General features: G+C 68.7%; 16 protein-coding genes. 14 read left to right on the forward strand and 2 right to left on the reverse strand.

All coding sequences use genetic code 11. The features are described from left to right. Positions 1-33: 33 nt before the first annotated feature. The 11 genes from ACFVJ5_RS14120 to ACFVJ5_RS14170 all read left to right on the forward strand — a co-directional run bounded on the left by ACFVJ5_RS14120 (position 34) and on the right by ACFVJ5_RS14170 (position 7,848). The gene (locus tag ACFVJ5_RS14120) at positions 34-1,851 is read left to right on the forward strand and encodes a hypothetical protein (protein WP_379220322.1); all 1,818 of its coding nucleotides are present in this window, start codon (positions 34-36) and stop codon (positions 1,849-1,851) included. Between the two features lie 5 nt (positions 1,852-1,856). After that, on the forward strand, positions 1,857-2,627 hold the full coding sequence (locus ACFVJ5_RS14125) for an ESX secretion-associated protein EspG (protein ID WP_379220323.1): 771 nt from the start codon (positions 1,857-1,859) through the stop codon (positions 2,625-2,627). 9 nt (positions 2,628-2,636) lie between these two features. Beyond that, entirely contained in the window at positions 2,637-2,969 is a 333-nt protein-coding gene (locus ACFVJ5_RS14130) for a hypothetical protein (RefSeq protein ID WP_056818332.1), read from the forward strand. Positions 2,970-3,000: 31 nt separating this feature from the next. Then, on the forward strand, positions 3,001-3,297 hold the full coding sequence (locus tag ACFVJ5_RS14135; RefSeq protein ID WP_379220324.1) for a YbaB/EbfC family nucleoid-associated protein: 297 nt from the start codon (positions 3,001-3,003) through the stop codon (positions 3,295-3,297). A gap of 100 nt (positions 3,298-3,397) precedes the next feature. Beyond that, positions 3,398-3,709, forward strand: coding sequence for a type VII secretion target (locus ACFVJ5_RS14140; protein ID WP_379220325.1), 312 nt, complete (start codon positions 3,398-3,400; stop codon positions 3,707-3,709). Positions 3,710-3,711: 2 nt separating this feature from the next. Then, positions 3,712-5,049, forward strand: a complete 1,338-nt coding sequence (locus tag ACFVJ5_RS14145; RefSeq protein ID WP_379220326.1) for a hypothetical protein — start codon at positions 3,712-3,714, stop codon at positions 5,047-5,049. Between the two features lie 15 nt (positions 5,050-5,064). Next, positions 5,065-5,367 (forward strand): PE family protein, encoded by a 303-nt coding sequence (locus tag ACFVJ5_RS14150; protein WP_379220327.1) that lies wholly within the window; start codon positions 5,065-5,067, stop codon positions 5,365-5,367. After that, positions 5,367-6,341 carry a PPE domain-containing protein gene (locus tag ACFVJ5_RS14155; protein WP_379220328.1) on the forward strand — a complete coding sequence of 325 codons (975 nt, stop codon included), beginning with the start codon at positions 5,367-5,369 and terminating at the stop codon, positions 6,339-6,341. The genes ACFVJ5_RS14150 and ACFVJ5_RS14155 overlap by 1 nt, the downstream gene beginning before the upstream one ends. Then, positions 6,338-7,129: an ESX secretion-associated protein EspG gene (locus tag ACFVJ5_RS14160; RefSeq protein WP_379220329.1), complete on the forward strand. Its 792-nt coding sequence runs from the start codon at positions 6,338-6,340 to the stop codon at positions 7,127-7,129. The genes ACFVJ5_RS14155 and ACFVJ5_RS14160 overlap by 4 nt, the downstream gene beginning before the upstream one ends. 40 nt (positions 7,130-7,169) lie before the next feature. Then, complete coding sequence (locus ACFVJ5_RS14165; RefSeq protein ID WP_379220330.1) at positions 7,170-7,505, forward strand: WXG100 family type VII secretion target; 336 nt, start codon at positions 7,170-7,172, stop codon at positions 7,503-7,505. Positions 7,506-7,554: 49 nt separating this feature from the next. After that, positions 7,555-7,848 carry a type VII secretion protein EsxR gene (locus ACFVJ5_RS14170; RefSeq protein WP_379220331.1) on the forward strand — a complete coding sequence of 98 codons (294 nt, stop codon included), beginning with the start codon at positions 7,555-7,557 and terminating at the stop codon, positions 7,846-7,848. Positions 7,849-7,900: 52 nt separating this feature from the next. Here ACFVJ5_RS14170 and eccE read toward each other — a convergent pair whose 3' ends face one another. Further along, a complete protein-coding gene (eccE, locus tag ACFVJ5_RS14175) occupies positions 7,901-9,736 on the reverse strand; it encodes a type VII secretion protein EccE (RefSeq protein WP_379220332.1) in 1,836 nt (611 codons plus the stop codon). 117 nt (positions 9,737-9,853) lie between these two features. Between eccE and eccB the strand changes: the two genes are divergently transcribed. Beyond that, the gene (gene eccB / locus ACFVJ5_RS14180; protein WP_379220333.1) at positions 9,854-11,359 is read left to right on the forward strand and encodes a type VII secretion protein EccB; all 1,506 of its coding nucleotides are present in this window, start codon (positions 9,854-9,856) and stop codon (positions 11,357-11,359) included. 7 nt (positions 11,360-11,366) lie between these two features. Here eccB and eccA read toward each other — a convergent pair whose 3' ends face one another. Beyond that, positions 11,367-13,193, reverse strand: a complete 1,827-nt coding sequence (gene eccA / locus ACFVJ5_RS14185) for a type VII secretion AAA-ATPase EccA (RefSeq protein WP_379220334.1) — start codon at positions 13,191-13,193, stop codon at positions 11,367-11,369. 158 nt (positions 13,194-13,351) lie between these two features. Here eccA and eccD point away from each other — a divergent pair, with 158 nt between their 5' ends. Both eccD and mycP read left to right on the forward strand, forming a co-directional pair. Continuing rightward, the gene (gene eccD, locus ACFVJ5_RS14190; protein WP_379220335.1) at positions 13,352-14,812 is read left to right on the forward strand and encodes a type VII secretion integral membrane protein EccD; all 1,461 of its coding nucleotides are present in this window, start codon (positions 13,352-13,354) and stop codon (positions 14,810-14,812) included. After that, entirely contained in the window at positions 14,809-16,218 is a 1,410-nt protein-coding gene (mycP, locus tag ACFVJ5_RS14195) for a type VII secretion-associated serine protease mycosin (RefSeq protein WP_379220336.1), read from the forward strand. The genes eccD and mycP overlap by 4 nt, the downstream gene beginning before the upstream one ends. Positions 16,219-16,220 lie beyond the last annotated feature (2 nt).

Consider the following 16,220-nt stretch of genomic DNA (forward strand, 5'->3'; position numbering starts at 1 on the left):
GGGTGCCCGTGGTGATGAGGAGGACAGTCGCGTATGGGTGAGACACCCAATCCGTGGAGTGGGCTACGTGCCGAGTCACTCAGCGGTGCACTGGAATTGCAGCCGAAGGTCATCGAGGGCCTGGTCAACGAGGCGATCGATGTACGGATTCGGGTGAACTCCGTCAAGGCCGCGCTGGGCAAGGTCGATCAGCTCGCGTCGTTCGCCGCGGTGATTCCGTCCGCGGCGGGGCTGGCGGACCGGTTTTCGGCCAAGGGCCGCGACCTCAAGGGAATCCTCGACGATCACGGCAAGATCCTCGACGATATGGGCGATACGTTCCTTGCCTCCGGTAAGGCCTACACCGGCGGCGACGCCGGCGGCAAGGCCGACCTGGCCGCCCTGCGCGGGCGGATCGAGTCGGACAAGGGCAAGACCGAGAAGCTCGGTACCGCGCCCCAGGCGTTCGGGCGATGCATGGACATCTCGGTTCTGAAGAAGGAAGGCGGCGGGGTTCCCGACAGCCTGCTGATGCCGCCCAAGGGTCTGACCTTCGATCCGATGATCGTCAACGCCGAGGACCCGAGCCAGTTCAACTACGACGAGTACCAGAAGATCATCGCCTCCCTGAGCGGCAGCCCGAGCATGGAGGTCACCGCGGCACAGGCCGGAACGGACTGGACATGGCTGGCGGGCAGGCTGGACGAGAAATTCGAGGCGCTGTCGAACAAGATGATCGCCACCGAGAACAGCTGGCGTAGCCCCGGTGAAGGTGGTGGCGCCGACCGTGCGCGGGCGGCGATCACGGCCTACGGCAAGGGCAACAAGGACCTGGTCGACGGCATGAAGGCGCTCGGCACGCTGCTGGGGTTCGTCTCGGATTGGCTGTACGCGACCAGGACGTCGCTGCAGGCCGTGAACTACACCGACGTGGAATACCTGTCACCGGAGTCGGTGCGCGCGTACGAGACGCGGAAGAAACTGGCGCACGAGAAGCGCTACGCGACGGCGATGAACAACACCTATGTGCTCGGTGTCGACAACACCGCGGGCAAGATCGCGCTGCTTCCCGACCCGATCCCGCCGACGACGGGCAGCAACCCGGCGGGGAACGGTTCGGGTACCGGTACCGGTGGTGGTTCGGGCTCCGGTGGCGGTTCGGGCTCCGGCGGTGGTTCGGGTGCGGGCTCCGCCGGCCTGTCCTCCGGATTCCAGAACGGGATGTCGGCGTTGCAATCGGCGTCGCAGGCCGCGGCTCAGAAAGCGGCCGGCGACGCGGCGAAGGCCGCCGCGCGTACTGCGGCGGAGCAGGCGGCCAAGGCCGCCGAGGAGGCCGCGGCGGCGGCATCGTCGTCGGGGCTCGAGCAGGCGGCCTCGGCGTTGACCTCCGGAATGGAGCAGGCGAGTTCGGCCGCGCAGTCGGCTTTGGAGCAGGCGAGTTCGGCGGCATCAGGGGCGGATCAGAGTGCCCTGTCGTCGGTGCCCGGCCTGGCCGGTCTCAGCTCCTCGCTGGAGGACCAGGCGAAGAAGATGACCGCGGCGGCCAAGAGTGGCGGCGGTGGCGCCGGCGGCGGCTCGGGTGGTGGTGCGGGCGCCGGGCTGTCCGGACAGAGCTTGCAGAACGCGTCGAGTCTGTTCCCCCGTGCCACGGTCGGCGCGACCGGCCTGGAAGCCATGGCGAGCCGCGCCGGCCTCGCGAGCGCCGGTTCCGGCATGCCGATGGGTGGTATGCCGATGGGCGGCGGTGCGGGCGCGGGCGCGGGCGGACAGCAGAAGGAGCACAAGCGCGCCGACTACCTCGACTCGGTCGATCATCTCGACGATGCGCTCGGCGCCGCGCCGATCGTGGCGAGACCGGTCATCGAACAATGACGGTGGTGGTGGAGTTCACGCCGGTGGAGTTCGCCGCGATGTATGACGAGCTGAAGGAGGAGAGTCTGCCCGAACCGCTCAGCTATCGCGGCGCGGCGCGGACCTACGCCGACAGTGTTCGCGTCAAACACGAGGCCTGGCAGGCACTTCGGCGCCGGTCGAACGGCGAGCTGGAGGTGCTCACCGAGGCGCTCACCCGTCCCGACATTCGCGTGATCGCGCGGGGAATCGACGGGCGTGAGCCGGAGAATCCGAAGCGGTCGCTGCGCGTGCTCGCAGTTCGCAAGGGCGACAACGCCTTCGTGGTGCGCCAGAAACCGGGTGCGACCATGTCCGACTCCGCCGGTTTCACGGTGACCAGGCACGACGCGCTGGCTCTCGGCGATGCGGTGGCAGCGCTGTTTCCGGTGGCCGATCCGGGTCGGCGCCGTGACTTCGAGCTGGTCGATACCGCGGCCCCGGATGTCGACTTCTCGTTCAGCCGCTCTCTCGTGCACGACACCGGCGACGATTCCGCCGCGATCGGTGCCGAGTTCCTTCGGGAATCCGATGATCTCGCGGGCACTATCGAGATCGAGCAGGGCTGGTCGCGATTCGGGCCGCGTGGCATTCTGCGCCTGTATCTGGTCTGGCGTGACGTGGTCGACGACGGGCGATACGTCATCGTGCCGGGTGCGCCGCCCCGGGTGGTGCCGGCCGATCGTCGGCGGCTGGTCTCGCTGATCAACGCGCAGATCGCCGAAGTTGTCAGAGCCATCAAGGATGATCGGGCGTAGGGAGGGCACATGGACGAGTTTCCGACCGAGTTCACCGCGGCGTCGTTGACCGGGGGGATCGAGGTGCGCACCACCGAGCAGGGGCTGCCGGTGGGGATCACGCTCGATGCCGATCAGTTGCGCGGCGATCCCGGTGCGCTGGCGGCCGAGGTACTGCGGTTGTGCCGGAAATCGGCGAAGCGGGCCGGGTTGGCGCGGCGACATCAGCTGGCGGAGGCCGGGTTCGATCCGGGTCTGCTCGCTGCCACCGGTCTGCCGACCGAGGCCGAGGTCGCGGCGGCGGAGATCGTCGAGGAGCAGGACTACGACACCGAGCCCGACAGTTGGTTGCGTTCGGTATGAGTCGCCGCCGAAGCAGAAGGAGGTAACCGAGATGGTCGAGACCATGGACGAGCTCATCGCGCGCGTGCAGGGGCAGCTGTACCGGTTGCAGGATCTGACCGAGACGACGCAGGGGATTCGGGCGGAGGAGTCCTCGCCCGACGGCGCGGTGACGGTGACCGTCGACGGCAACGGCGCACTGGTCGGGCTGGAATTCTCGACGGCGATCAGCAAACTCTCGCCGGCGGATTTCGAGCGGGTGCTGGTGGAAACCGCGCATGCGGCGGCCTATCGCGCCTACGCCGAACGGGCCGGTGCGATCACGGCGTTCAACGAAGCGAACACATGAGGTTCAACGAAATTTTACCGGCGCTATGCGTAGCGCTGACATTCAACTGGTAGATAGAGTAACGAAACGCTAAGGGCTGTTTCGAGATTGGACGATGGCCATGAATCATGTTGCGGTAGTTCCCGATGCAGTTCGTGCCTACGCCGGTGCGTCGGCCGGCATGGCGGCGGGCGTCGCCCAAGCCGGTGCCATCGATCAGGCGGCGACAATCGGCGCGGTCGTGCCGGTGTTCGGCCTGATCGGCCAGGAGTTCCTGATGTCGTTCGCGTACGCGCAAGCCAATCACCTGACGTCGGTGGCGCAGCTGGCGGGCGTGCACGCCGGGACGGCGCTCACCGCCACGCAGGCGGCCGCCACCTATGAGGGTGCCGACGCGGCGGCCCGACTCGGTATCGCGGCGGTCGACAAGTAGCCATGACATTTCCCGGGGGAGTTCCGACCAGCGGCGCATCGCTGGATCCGACGGTGCTCGAGCTGATGCGCGGCAGCTCGCTGGCGCCCTTGCTCGACCAGCCGGTGGGCCAGGCGCTGAGTTCGATGGGGCTGCCGCAACTTCCGCAACTTCCCCAGTTCGTACAGCTGCCCGAACTGCCACCGTTGCCGACGATCGACCTGACCGCGCTCATGCAGCCGCTCACCCAGCTGGCCTCCGCGTTCGGCACCGGACAGCTCGGCGGTACCGGTACCGGTACCGACACCTCCTTCGATCCCACCGAGATGTTCTCGAATATCAGCTCGGTGCTGAGCACGGTGACCTCGCTCGGATCCACGGCGCTGCAGACGGTGATGTCACTGTGGCAGAGCGCGGCGGCATCGGAGGCGACGACGAAAGCGGCAGCGGCACAGGCCGACGGCGCCAAACTGGCCACCCAGAGCACCCAGGAGAAGGCGGTACTCACCGGCGCGGCGGGCAGTGTGGCGACCGGTGCGACGCAGTTGGCGGCAGTGATCGCGCGCTATTCGGCCACCGTGGCGCTGGCGCCGCTCTACGCCCTGACCCCGGTCGGGCAGGGTGTGCTGGTCGCCGCCACGGTCGAGGCGATGACCGAGGCGCTCGCGATCACCGCGGAGACCAAGGTCCAGCTGCTCGGGCACAGCGCGCAGATGACGCAGGCCGGTGAGAAGGTCGAGATCACCAACGCGCCGACCGGTGTCGACTCGTCGGAATCGTTGTCGCAGTTGATGAGCATGATCACGCCGTTGATCAGTACCGCGAGCACCGCGGTCTCCTCGCTGAGTTCGCTGACCGAGCAGGCGAGCTCGTTGTCGGCGACCACCGGTAAGACCACGACCTCCGACACCGGCACCGCCGACGAGGCGTTGTCCGCCGAGGAAGCCGCGGCCGCAGGCGGTTTCGGTGGCGGTGGCGGCGCGATGGGCGGCTTCGGCGGCGGCGGCGTGGCCGCCGCGGCGACGCCGCTGAGCCCGTGGCAGGGCGGCCGCGGCAGTGGCCTGTCCACCATGGGTGCCATGGGCACGGGCGGTACCGGCGCTACCGGCGGCACCACCACCTCGGCTACGACCAGCTCATCGGCTCCCGGCTACATGCCGATGGGCGGTGCCGCGGGTGCGGGTGCCCCGATGGCGCGGGCCGCCGACGGGGGCGGCAACGAAGCTGTGCACACCCAGCTCGTCACCGGCCATCACGGTGACGAGGTCGTCGGCGCGATCGACGGAGTATCGATGCCGGTGGTCGGCGCTGTCGAGGCCGCCACCACCGAAGCACCACCGGACAAAGAACTCACACTGTGACGACAGGAGTGGCAAATGAGTGACACCTTCGAATTCGATGCGGCCGCGGCGAGTAAGGCCGCCTCGGCACTGGACGCCATCGTCGATCGGCTCTCCACCGAGCTGACCGCGGTCGCACCCGCGCTGCATGTCGCGCCCGCGGGCGCCGATGAGGTGTCCGCGCGCGCCGCGGCCACCGCCAACGGCGTTGCCGACGACTATCTGACCGGAGCCGAGGCCGGCACGCGCGAGATGAGCAAGTTCGCCGCCACCTTGCGCTCGCAGGTCACGGAGTTCGATCGGATGGAATCCGACAACACCACCGGTTTCGGCGGCTGATGATCGAACCACCGCAGCCGGGTTTCACCGGTGTGGTGTGGGAGGCACGCGAGCCCCAACGGCTGGCCACCGAACTCACCACCGGTTCCGGTCCGATTCCGATGGCCGACGCGGCCGCCGCGTGGACGCGGCTGGCCGCGGCCCTCGGTGCGGCCGTGCTCGACTACGAGCAGGTGCTGACGACACTGCGCGGCGCCTGGCAGTCGGGGCGCAGTGACGAAGTGTGGCAACGGGTTTCCACCCTGCGCGACTGGCTGCTCGAGACGGCCGCCGCCGCGACGGCCAACGCTGCCAGAATGCACGCGCAGGTGCTGGCCTACGAAGTGGCGGCGCTGGCGATGCCCAACACCGCCGACATCGCCGCGATCGCCGAAATGCAGAAGGCGATGGAAGCGGTCGGTGCGGTGCTCGGCGCGCCGATCAAGGCCGTCGCGGCACACAACGACGCCGAGGCCGATATGGCCAAAGCCGTTGCCTCCCGGGTGATGCGCAGCTACGAAGCGGCCACCGAGCCGCTGGCCAACCCGTGGCTGCACGTCCCGCCACCTCCGATCGTGCCCGAGGCCGCGCTGGTGGCAGAGCAGTCCAGCGGTCAGACCGCATCGACGACGACAGCGTCATCGATGCCGGGGATCGGCATGCTGGGACTCGGCGGTCTGCCCGCACTGCCCGCGCCGGTGCAAACTGCCTATCGCGCACCTGTTTTCGCGCAGTCCGCGACCGCCGTCGCGCCGGCCGCGCAGCCGACACCGGTGGCCACCGCGGCCGGACACTCGACACCCATCGCGCCCGGGCCGATGGCGTCCGCCGCGGGCGGACAGGATACGGCGCGCTTCCCCCGGGCAGGCCTGGCCTACGAAGAAACCGATCAGCTGGTGGCCGAGGGCGAGATCCAGGCGGCTCCCGCGGTGCTCGGCGTCGTTGAGCGAGCCGCACCGCAGTCCGGAACCGCGCAGTCGGGCGGTGGGTCGTGACCACACTGACCAACGACTCGCTGCTCGCGGTCGCCGAACGCCTCGGCGTGCAGACGCTGCCACTGGTACTCGCCGTCGGACCGCAGCAGGACACGATCGACGCCTGGCAAGCCGCGCGCGACAGCGCCGTCGCCGAACTCACGGCAGGCGGCGTGTTCGACGGATACGGCGATGTCGAGCCGGGTTTGGCCGAGGCCATGTTCACGCTCACCGCACCCGAGGCCGAATTGGTCGCGCGCAGCTACGGCGAAGCGGAACAACGTCGAATCTGCCTGGCGCGCCGCGGTTCCCAGCATGCCGTCGCCGCGCGGACCGGATCCTCGTTCGAGGTATGGGCGCCGGGGATCGACGGATCGGACCGGGAACTCACGAGGCTGCTGCTCACCACGCTGCCCACCTGCCCGCAGGCCGACATCACCACCGTCAGCGTCTCCGCCGACGATCTGTCGCGACGCCTCGACGCCGCGAGTTCCACCTCCGACTATGTGGACGCGATGTACGCGCTCGGTATCGACGCGCACGAAGCGACAGTGCTCGGTGCGGCCTTCGGCTCCTGCCACGGCTACACCGAGATCACTGCCTCCGTCCACCACGACGGGCTGACCACCCTGGCTCCTGGCGCGGTCGCGGTGTACGACACCGCGCGCGGCCGGATCGTCGTAGCGCCGATGACGGCGCCCGACGGCCAGGTGTGGGCCACCATCACGCCGGGCACCGACCACCGCCTCACCCAGGCGATCGGTGCGCTCCTCGAGGGGCTTCCCGGTGGGGGGTGGCAGTCCAGATAGCCAACTCCCGTGTCACCCATCAAGAAGGAAAGGTTCGACAATGCCCCCTCAGGGATCAGTAGGCGTAGAAGCCGGCGGCGTAGACAATGTTGTGACGGCGCTCCAGACGACGATCAGCAATCTTCGTCGCTCGGTGAACGAGATCGACGGCGCGGCCCAGGCCGTCGTCAAAGGTTGGAAGGGTGACTCGCACGACGAGTTCGTCAAGGTCGCCGAGGCGTGGAACCAAGAGGCCTCCGACCTGAACACCAAGTTCGACCGGTTCAACGACGCCATCGACTCCGGCAAGAGCACCATCGTGAACATGGACCAGGGTGGTCTGTCCGGTGGCGGCGCGGCCGGTGGCGGCGGTTCGCACACCACTCTCAATTCCTGATCGCTTCTCCACGATCGCAATCGGTATCGATACGACAAGGAACTAGAGCATGACCATTCTTTACGATCCCAAGGCGATGAACGAGCTGTTCAGCGACCTGCAGGAGTTCGGCGGCAAGATGCGGGGTGAGATCTCCGAACTGGAGACCGCCGCGACCAACTTCAAGGCCGCGCTGACCGGTGACAACGCGCACATCAACTTCAGCAAGGCGCACGATTCCGTGCACACCGAGCTGAGCGACACCCTCAAGAAGCTCGACGATCTGGCCGCGGCGGTCGAGTCCGCGCTGAATCGTGCCCTCGAGGCCGACGGCAAGGTCGGCGACGGTTTCGCGGATTTCTGAATCTGCTCCGCGCGAAGGCCGACCGGGGTTCCGGTCGGCCTTTCGTCGTGCGTCAGCGGGCCGCTAGGGATTCGCCGATGTAGTGCATCTCGTCAGGGGTGGTGACCATCGTGACGGTGGCGGTGCCGGTGCTGGTCCGCACGGTGATGCGGTTGGGGGAGTAAGGGTCCTGGGTCAGCGTGACATCCGGGGCGACTTCGTCCGGATCGCGTTCGGCGGTGCGGATCTCGACAACGGTGGCGCCACCGAGGTGACTGGTCGGCACAATGCCGTCGTACACCAGGACCGTGGTGCTCGGGTACGGGGCCGCGGGCACCGGTGGCGGGCCGAGTTGCGGCTGCGGAGTGGCACCCGCGGCGCGCGGCGCGATCGAGAGTAGTTGGGGCATCGCCAGATTCGCGACCATCGACTGCCAGGCCTGCGGCCGGGCGGTGTGGACGACGGCGTGCGCGCCGAGCGCGGTGGCCCGCAGGATCACCTGCTGGGCGAGGTCGAGGTTGCCGATCACGTCGACATGGCGGGTACCTTCGCCGATCAGGGGCACGGCGATGCCCTGACCGGTCGCGTCGGCGCCGATGAGTTGTCCGCAGCCGGTGGTCGGCACGGCGATATCGGTGAGCGCGACGAGGGTGCCGCGGTAGCCGTCGCGGCCGCCGAGGTCGTCGGCGGCACCGATGGGCAAGGTGTCCAGCAGGATCCGGCGTTGGCTGCCGGGCAGTTCACGCAGACCGGGGAGCGGCGAGCCGGCCAGCGGCGCGGCGGTGTCGAACCGGACGACGGCGTTGAGCACGACGGTGTCGGCTTTGTCGTCGCGGCGGTCGGTACGCCGTGCGCCGGGGTGAAGGCGCAGGGTCACCGTCGTCGACAGGCTCGGGGTCGACCAGATCTCGGCCAGGCCGTTCGTGCCGATCATCGGGGCGGTGAGCTGATAGTGCGTGAGGTGGCGCTGCGCGGTCACGGCCTCGCGCTCCGACTCGTTGTGGCGCCGCTCGCGCTCGCCGGTGACCTGTTCGCGCAACGACTCGGTGCGCGCCGGTCGCTCCCGATGTTCGGTGGACAACCCGTGCGCCGACTCGATGAGTTGCGACGGATCGAACCCGTGGGTGAGTTGGCGCACCGCGCTGTTCATCTCGGTGGCGGTGAGCACGGCCGCGTCGATCCCGTGGGTGGCCAGGCGATTGGCGACCCGGCGGGTGGCGATGATCATCGTGCGCAGCGCGCCCTCGGCGCCGCCACCGCGCTTGCCGACAGCGGAGGCATTGGCGACCGGGTCCAGGCGCAGCACCAGCCAGCAGGTGCGGTGCGCGATGGCGGGCAGCGGGCCGAGGATGCGGTCGTAGAGGTGCGCCGCCGCCCCGATGCCCGCGGTCCGCGCGCCGGTCGCGATCACGTCGATGCTGACCAACTGGACGTCGAATTGATCGAGGCACCGCGCGATCTCGGTGATCGGCAACAGCTGGTCCGCGCTGAGCGAACCGCGGCGCAGCAGCGTCAACGCGTCCGGCGGCGGATCGATGCGCAGCATCGTCAGCAGCAGATCGCCGTCCCAGCGCACCCCGCAGCCGCCGCCCTCGGCCAGCGGCACGTCGAAGGCGGGTGCGCGGTCGATGGTGTCGGTGCGGCCGCGCAGCCTGCGGGCGATCCACCCACCGAACCGAACGGCCGGTGGGCGCCGCCGGATCGGCACGAGCCCGATGACCAGCACCGCGACCGCGGCGCCGATCGCGCCCGGCACCGATCGCGCCGTCGCGAGCACGACCCAGGCCACCATCGCGGCGAGCACCGCGACGGGCACGCAGGCCCACAGCGGGAAGATGCGGAAGAGCCAGAATTCCGGATCACGCAAGGTGTCGTAAACGTTGTCGCCACCGGTTTCCCCGGCGTTCATCCCATTGTTCAAAATCGTTGTCCCTGGCTGGCATACGTCGAATCATGGTGAAAGGCAATTCCGGAATTACGGTACCGTGTCGAGCGAGAACGTGATCATCGCAGCAATGGAGAACGTGTGCCGGCACAGCTGACAACCAAGGCCCAGGTCAACGGTTATCGGTTCCTCCTGCGCAGGCTCGACCATGCGCTGATCCGGCGTGACGTGCGGATGTTGCACGATCCGATGCGTTCGCAGAGCCGGTCCATGTGGGTGGGCGCGGTGCTCGGGCTGATCGTCGTCGCGGGCGCCGCCATTCTCGGTTTCCTGAAGCCGCAGGGTGCGATCGGTGACTCGCTGATCGTCACCGGAAAACAGAGCGGCGCGATGTATGTGGTCGTCGCGGCCAAGGACGGCACGAAAACACTGCACCCGGTGTTGAATCTGGCCTCGGCCCGGCTGATCGCCGGTACCGCCGAAGCGCCGAACGCGGTCAAGGACGACAAGCTCGAAGCCATGCCGCGCGGCCCGATGCTCGGCATCCCCGGCGCACCGGCGGCCCTGCCCGGCTCCGATCAGGGCGCGAGCTCGGATTGGACGTTGTGTGAGACCACCCAGCTCTCCGCCAGCGGCAGCGCTTCGGGCGCGACGGGCGGGCTCACCACCACCCTGGTCGGCAAGCCCGCACTGAACGATCGGATCGGGGCGGCACGCGCCGATGACGCACTGCTGGTGCGGCGCGGCGACAAGACCTACCTGGTGTACCAGGGCGTCAGGGCCGCGATCGACCCGGCCGATTCGGTGATCGCGCGGACCCTCGGCCTGTCGGGCCAGAAGCCTCGACCGATGGGCACCGGATTCCTCGGCGCGACCACCGAGGGACCGCCGCTGGTGGTGCCGACGATTCCGCAGGCGGGCGCTCCGGGTCCGGGCAAGCTGTCGAATGTGCCGGTAGGCGGGATCATCTCGGTGCCGGGCACAGACCGAGACGGCCGGGAAACGTTGTATGTGGTGCTGGCCGACGGTGTGCAGCCGGTCTCGGAGTTCACCGCGCAACTGGTGCGCAACGCCGACTCGCGCGGGATGCGTGAGATCGCCGTCGTCGCGCCGGACGCCCTCGACCGGATGCCGGTGGTGCACGTCCTGCCGACCGACGAGTTCCCCGAGCACAAGCCGCGCCTGCTCAGCGCCGAGGACGCGCCGGTGGCCTGTATCAGCTGGTCGAAGACGCCGGGAGCCGCTGTCGCGCAGGGTAAATCGGTCGACGGGCCGGCGGAGCGGGCTGCCCGCACGCTACTGACCGGCGCCGAGCTGCCGTTGGCGGCTTCGGCCGACCCGGTCGTGCTGTCGAGTGCCGATGGCACCGGCGACCGAATGGACGCGGTGTACCTGGCACCGGGCTCCGGTGAGTTCATCCAGGTCACCGGTACCGAGCCGGGTAGCCCCCGCCGCGAGTCCCTGTTCTATGTGGCCGACAACGGGGTTCGCTACGGCGTGCCGGATGCCGCGACCGCCGCCGTTCTCGGTCTGGGCGACAAGCCGCGGCTGGCACCGTGGGCGATCGTCGGTCAACTGGTTCCCGGACCGACCCTGTCGGCCAAAGACGCACTGACCAGCTTCGATTCGCTGCCCGCCGTCAAGTGACTCCGCGCTAGCGGCCCACGTTCAGGGTGGCGATGATGGCATCCAACGCCGTCCGCATATCGGATTCCTCGACGCGCATCAGCACGTCGTCGTCGATCTCGGACAGATCGACGTCGATGTCGTTGGCCAGCCGGAACTCGCGTTCCTCCTCGGCCGCCTCGATGACGTTGCGGATGAAACGGCCGTTGCCCGCGAGGTCGACACCGCGGCGCGGCTGTCCGCTCTGGTCGGTGCTCTCCAGGTTGTAGAGGTACTCGCACGATTCGATCAGGGCGGCCAGCGCCGCCTCGGAGAGCTGGGAGTCTCGGCTGCCCGCTATGATCTCGCCGATCCGCCCGAGCTCTTCCGGGGTGTAGGACGGGAACTGCAGACGCTTCGAAAAACGGGACGCCAGACCGTCGTTGGCGGTCAGCAGTCGATCGATCTCGCCGTCGTAGCCCGCGATGATGACGACGAGCCGATCGCGGTCGTTCTCCATCCTGGCCAGCAGCGTGTCGACGGCTTCGCGGCCGAACGCGTCACCGCCGGACAGGCCGGTCTGGATCAGGGTGTAGGCCTCGTCGATGAACAGCACACCGTCCATCGCGCTGTCGATCAGCTTCTCGGATTTGATCGCGGTGCCGCCGAGGTTCTGGCTGACGAAGTCGACGCGCTTGGCCTCGACCACCTTGTCGGTCTTCAACAGCCCGACCCCGCAGTAGATCTTGGCGACCACCCTGGCGATGGTGGTCTTGCCGGTTCCCGGCGGTCCGGTGAAAGCCAGATGCTGGCCACGGGATTGGCTCGACAGTCCCTTCTCGGCGCGGATCTTGGCCAGCTGTGCCGAGGACTGCAGCTTGGCGACCTGGTTCTTCACCGAGGCGAGGCCGACCTGCTTGTCGAGTTCGGCGCGGGCCGCCGCGAGCACGGTCTTGGCGCGGTCCGCGGCATCGGCCTGGTCCATCTGCGCCATGGTCGGCGCCGAGGCCGGATCCCACTTGTTCGTTCTGGCGTCGATGGATTCGCGGCTGGTGACGACGATCCGGAAGGTGCGGTCACGCATGGCCGTGGTGTTCGCGGTGAAATCGGGCAGCTGTGAGTAGACCTGCTCGAACAGCGCCTGGGCCTCGGTCTCGTTGCCCGCCTCGCGCAGGCACAGCCCGCGGTTGTACATGGCGGTGAACCGCGCCGACGGAATCGGCCCTGCCTCAGCCGCTTCCATCCGTCGGATCGCCTCACCGAACAGGCCGAGCTGGGCGCACGCGGTGCCGACCATCACGTGGGCGCCGGTGGCCAGGAAGGGATCTGTCCACTCGGCGGAGCCGGCGAGCACGGTCATCACGTCCGACCAGCGCTGCGTGTTGTAGTGCAGGACACCACGAATGTAGGTGCTGATCCGGTCGTCGATCTGCTTGTCCGGGTCCTCGGCGCGACCCCGGCGCAGGGCGGCGAGTTCGTCGAGCACCTTCTCCGCCTGGTCGTAGTTCTGGTCCTCGATCTGGCGAGCGGCCCAAGCCAACCAGATCTCGGTGAGCCCGGCGAGCGGGTAATCGATGTAGAGACCGGGCAGGAATCGACCCGCCATCGCGCGCGGCGCGAGGCCGAGCCTGCGTTGTTCGCGCCCGAGCGAGTCCAAGCTGGTGCGGTGCAGATTGAACAGCACCTCGTTGGTTACCTCGCCTGCGGCGGCGCGGCCGAGCCACGCGTCGCACATCGACGGATCCCATTCGGTGGCGCGCTGAAATGCCAGTTTGGCGTACTCGTTGTCGCGCGCGGACTCCTGGCCATCGATGGACAGGCCGAGCGACAGAACGCCTGCGTCGAAGGCACGCTGGGCTTGGCGAATGTCTGGCATGTGGTGTCGGACCCCGAAATCTTCGTCTGGTGTGTGCATTACGTTCAACCCTGGCGACGAAGCTACGATCGCGCCGGCTTGCCCTGTCCGTTAGATTAGGTAACGCTGCCGGGTGGTTGCAACGGAAGTAGTCAGCTACGACTGAGAGTTCATCACTGGTGTCGACGTTGTTAGGCAATGAACCCGAACTATGCCGTGTCTCGGTGATCGGGGGTGACACGCAGCTCGACATCGGACTGCCCGCCACTGTGCCGATCGCCGGATTCATCGGCGATCTGGTGTCGCTGATCCGCTCGCGTGATCCCCGGTTGCCCGACGGCGATGAGGATTCGACGCCGGTGCGCGCCCAGCACTGGACGCTCGCACGACTCGGACAGGACCCGCTCGCACCGAACCGTACGCTCACCGAGGCCGAGGTCTACGACGGCGAGCTGCTGGTGTTGAGCCCGGTGACACGCAAGGAATCGCCCGCGCTGTTCGATGATGTGATCGACGCCGTCTCCCGGCTCACCGCGGGTGAATTCCGCGGTTGGTCCGGCTCGGCGGCGCGCTGGACCGGCCTGGTGCTCGCCACCGTCGCCATCCTCGCCGCGCTGGCGCTGCTGGTCGTCTCGCGCGCTTCGGACGACCCGCTCGCCCCGGCCTTGGTGTTGCTCGTCGCCGGGATCTTCACCTCGGCCGTGGCCGGAATCGCGGCACGCAAATACCTCGACCCGATCACCGGGAACTGGTTGTCGCTGGACGCGTTGCTGTTGCTGTTCGGGGGCGGCGCGTTGCTCGTGCCGGGCGCACTCGGCGCCGCGCATGTCCTGCTCGGCAGTGTGGTGGTGCTCGTCGCCGCGATCGTGGGTCATCGGGTCACCGGGATCGGTGCCGGGCTGTTCGCCGCGGCGATCACGATGAGTGTGATCTCGGCGGGGTCGGCGACGGTGTCGCTGATCTGGGAGCCCGCGCAGCCGAAGTTGTTCGCCGGCGTACTGATCGCCGGGATCGTGCTGCTGTCCTCGGTACCGCGGTTGGCCGCGGTGACCGCACGTCTGCCCATTCCGCCGGTGCCGACCGCGGGCGGCGCGATCGACCCGGCCGACCACGAACAGCGCCCGACCATCGAGGGCATCGGCGCGATCGGTGCGATCGCCCTGCCCTCGGCCGCCGGGCTCGGCGAACGGGCGCGGGTGGCCAACCAGATCCAGACCGGCCTGGTCGCCGCCTGCGCGGCCACCGCGGGTCTCGGTGCGTTCGGCACGGTGAACCCGTTCGGTCCGATACATTCGGGCGGGGTCGCGTTGGCGGTGGTCACGGCGATCATCCTGTGTCTGCGCGGCCGCTCCTTCGCCGATCTCGGCCAGGCGGCGACGCTGATCGCCGGTGGTGCGCTGACGCTGATCGCCGTGGTCTTCGGTCTCGGTCTCGGGCACGGTTCGCTCGAATTCGGCGCGATCGCGATGCTGCTGGTCATCGCACTCGGCGTGGTCGGTTTCGGCGTGGTCGGCCCGCACGTCGAGGTGACGCCGGTGACGAGGCGGATGGTCGAGATCTTCGAATACCTGCTCATCATCACGATGATCCCGTTGGCGCTGTGGGTCATGGACGTGTACTCGGCCGCTCGCAACATATGACCCGGATATCCTGGTGGCGCACCCTGATTCGGTCTGCCTGTGCCGTGGCGATTCTCGCGGCGGTGGCCGGGGCTCCCGCACCCGCGGTAGCGATCGCCCCACCGAAGGTCGACTCGGGCGCGCTCGACGCGGCGGTGGCGCTCAGCGTCCGGCCTGCCCCGCTGGAACCCACCGAACAGCGTGAGCTGTGCGCCGAGCCGGTGCTGCGCGGAAGCGCGCCGAGCGAGCCGCCGATCGCGCAGCAGGTGCTCGACCTGCCCGCGGCGTGGCAGTTCAGCCGCGGCGCCGGGCAAAAGGTCGCCGTCATCGACACCGGGGTGAACCGGCACCATCGCCTGCCCGACCTGCAGTCCGGCGGTGACTACGTCAGCGACACCGACGGCACCGTCGACTGCGACGGGCACGGAACCTTGGTCGCGGGCATCATCGCCGCCAGGCCGTCGCCCGACGATGCTTTCGTCGGCGTGGCGCCGGAGGCCGAGATCCTCTCGATCCGCCAGCTCAGCCTCGCCTACGAACCGAAGGACCGGAAGGGCGCCGACAAGCCACCCGGTGAGCTGCGCAGCGACGGCTACGGCAGTGTGCTCACCCTCGCGGCGGCCGTCGTTCGCGCGGTCGACATGGGCGCCACGGTCATCAACATCTCCGAAGTCGCCTGCACCGCAGCTGGTTCGGATACCGCGGACAGTGCGCTCGGTGCCGCGGTGAAGCACGCCTACGAACGCAATGTGGTGGTGGTCGCCGCCGCGGGCAATGTCGAGCAGGGCGGTGCGTGCCAGACGCAGAACCAGGGTTCGGGGTGGGGTGCGGTGGCGACCGTCCCGACTCCGGCGTGGTTCACCCCGTACGTGCTGTCGGTGGCATCGGTGGACGCCAACGGGGCACCGTCGGCGCTGTCGTTGCGTGGGCCCTGGATCGGGGTCGCCGCGATCGGGCGCAACATCGTCTCGCTCGACAGCAAGCCGGGCGGGGGCGGGCTGGTCGACGGCGTGCAAACCGCCCAGGGCGTGCAGCCGGTCGACGGAACCAGTTTCGCCGCACCGTATGTGGCAGGTCTGGCCGCGCTGGTGCGCGCCGAGTTCCCCGAACTCAACGCCCAACAGGTGATCGACCGGATCATCCGCACCGCACACGGGCCGGGGCGTGGCCGCGATGACGCGATCGGGGCCGGACTGATCGATCCGCTCGCCGCGCTGACCGCACCGCTGCCCACCGACCCGGTGAGCACCGGCGCCGACAGCGGCCACCCGATCGCCGCCCCCGCCGCGCCCGCGGCGCCGGATCCGCGCCCACGACAGGTGGCGATCATCGGCTCATTGACCTTGCTCACTGTGCTCGGAATGGGTGCCGCACTCGGCTTTCCGTTCCGCGCACGGCGGGCTGACCTGAATTCGGATTTCGAGTAGAG

Origin of the sequence: Nocardia sp. NPDC127606, from assembly GCF_042671725.1 — a bacterium.
In the GTDB taxonomy this organism is placed as follows: domain Bacteria; phylum Actinomycetota; class Actinomycetes; order Mycobacteriales; family Mycobacteriaceae; genus Nocardia.

Coding starts and splice junctions, on each gene's coding strand:
- ACFVJ5_RS14135 (WP_379220324.1), top strand. CDS start 3,001: ATGGTCGAGACCATGGACGAGCTCATCGCGCGCGTGCAGGGGCAGCTG.
- ACFVJ5_RS14130 (WP_056818332.1), top strand. CDS start 2,637: ATGGACGAGTTTCCGACCGAGTTCACCGCGGCGTCGTTGACCGGGGGG.
- ACFVJ5_RS14165 (WP_379220330.1), top strand. CDS start 7,170: ATGCCCCCTCAGGGATCAGTAGGCGTAGAAGCCGGCGGCGTAGACAAT.
- eccA (WP_379220334.1), bottom strand. CDS start 13,193: ATGCCAGACATTCGCCAAGCCCAGCGTGCCTTCGACGCAGGCGTTCTG.
- ACFVJ5_RS14145 (WP_379220326.1), top strand. CDS start 3,712: ATGACATTTCCCGGGGGAGTTCCGACCAGCGGCGCATCGCTGGATCCG.
- mycP (WP_379220336.1), top strand. CDS start 14,809: ATGACCCGGATATCCTGGTGGCGCACCCTGATTCGGTCTGCCTGTGCC.
- ACFVJ5_RS14140 (WP_379220325.1), top strand. CDS start 3,398: ATGAATCATGTTGCGGTAGTTCCCGATGCAGTTCGTGCCTACGCCGGT.
- ACFVJ5_RS14170 (WP_379220331.1), top strand. CDS start 7,555: ATGACCATTCTTTACGATCCCAAGGCGATGAACGAGCTGTTCAGCGAC.
- ACFVJ5_RS14120 (WP_379220322.1), top strand. CDS start 34: ATGGGTGAGACACCCAATCCGTGGAGTGGGCTACGTGCCGAGTCACTC.
- ACFVJ5_RS14150 (WP_379220327.1), top strand. CDS start 5,065: ATGAGTGACACCTTCGAATTCGATGCGGCCGCGGCGAGTAAGGCCGCC.
- eccE (WP_379220332.1), bottom strand. CDS start 9,736: ATGAACGCCGGGGAAACCGGTGGCGACAACGTTTACGACACCTTGCGT.
- ACFVJ5_RS14155 (WP_379220328.1), top strand. CDS start 5,367: ATGATCGAACCACCGCAGCCGGGTTTCACCGGTGTGGTGTGGGAGGCA.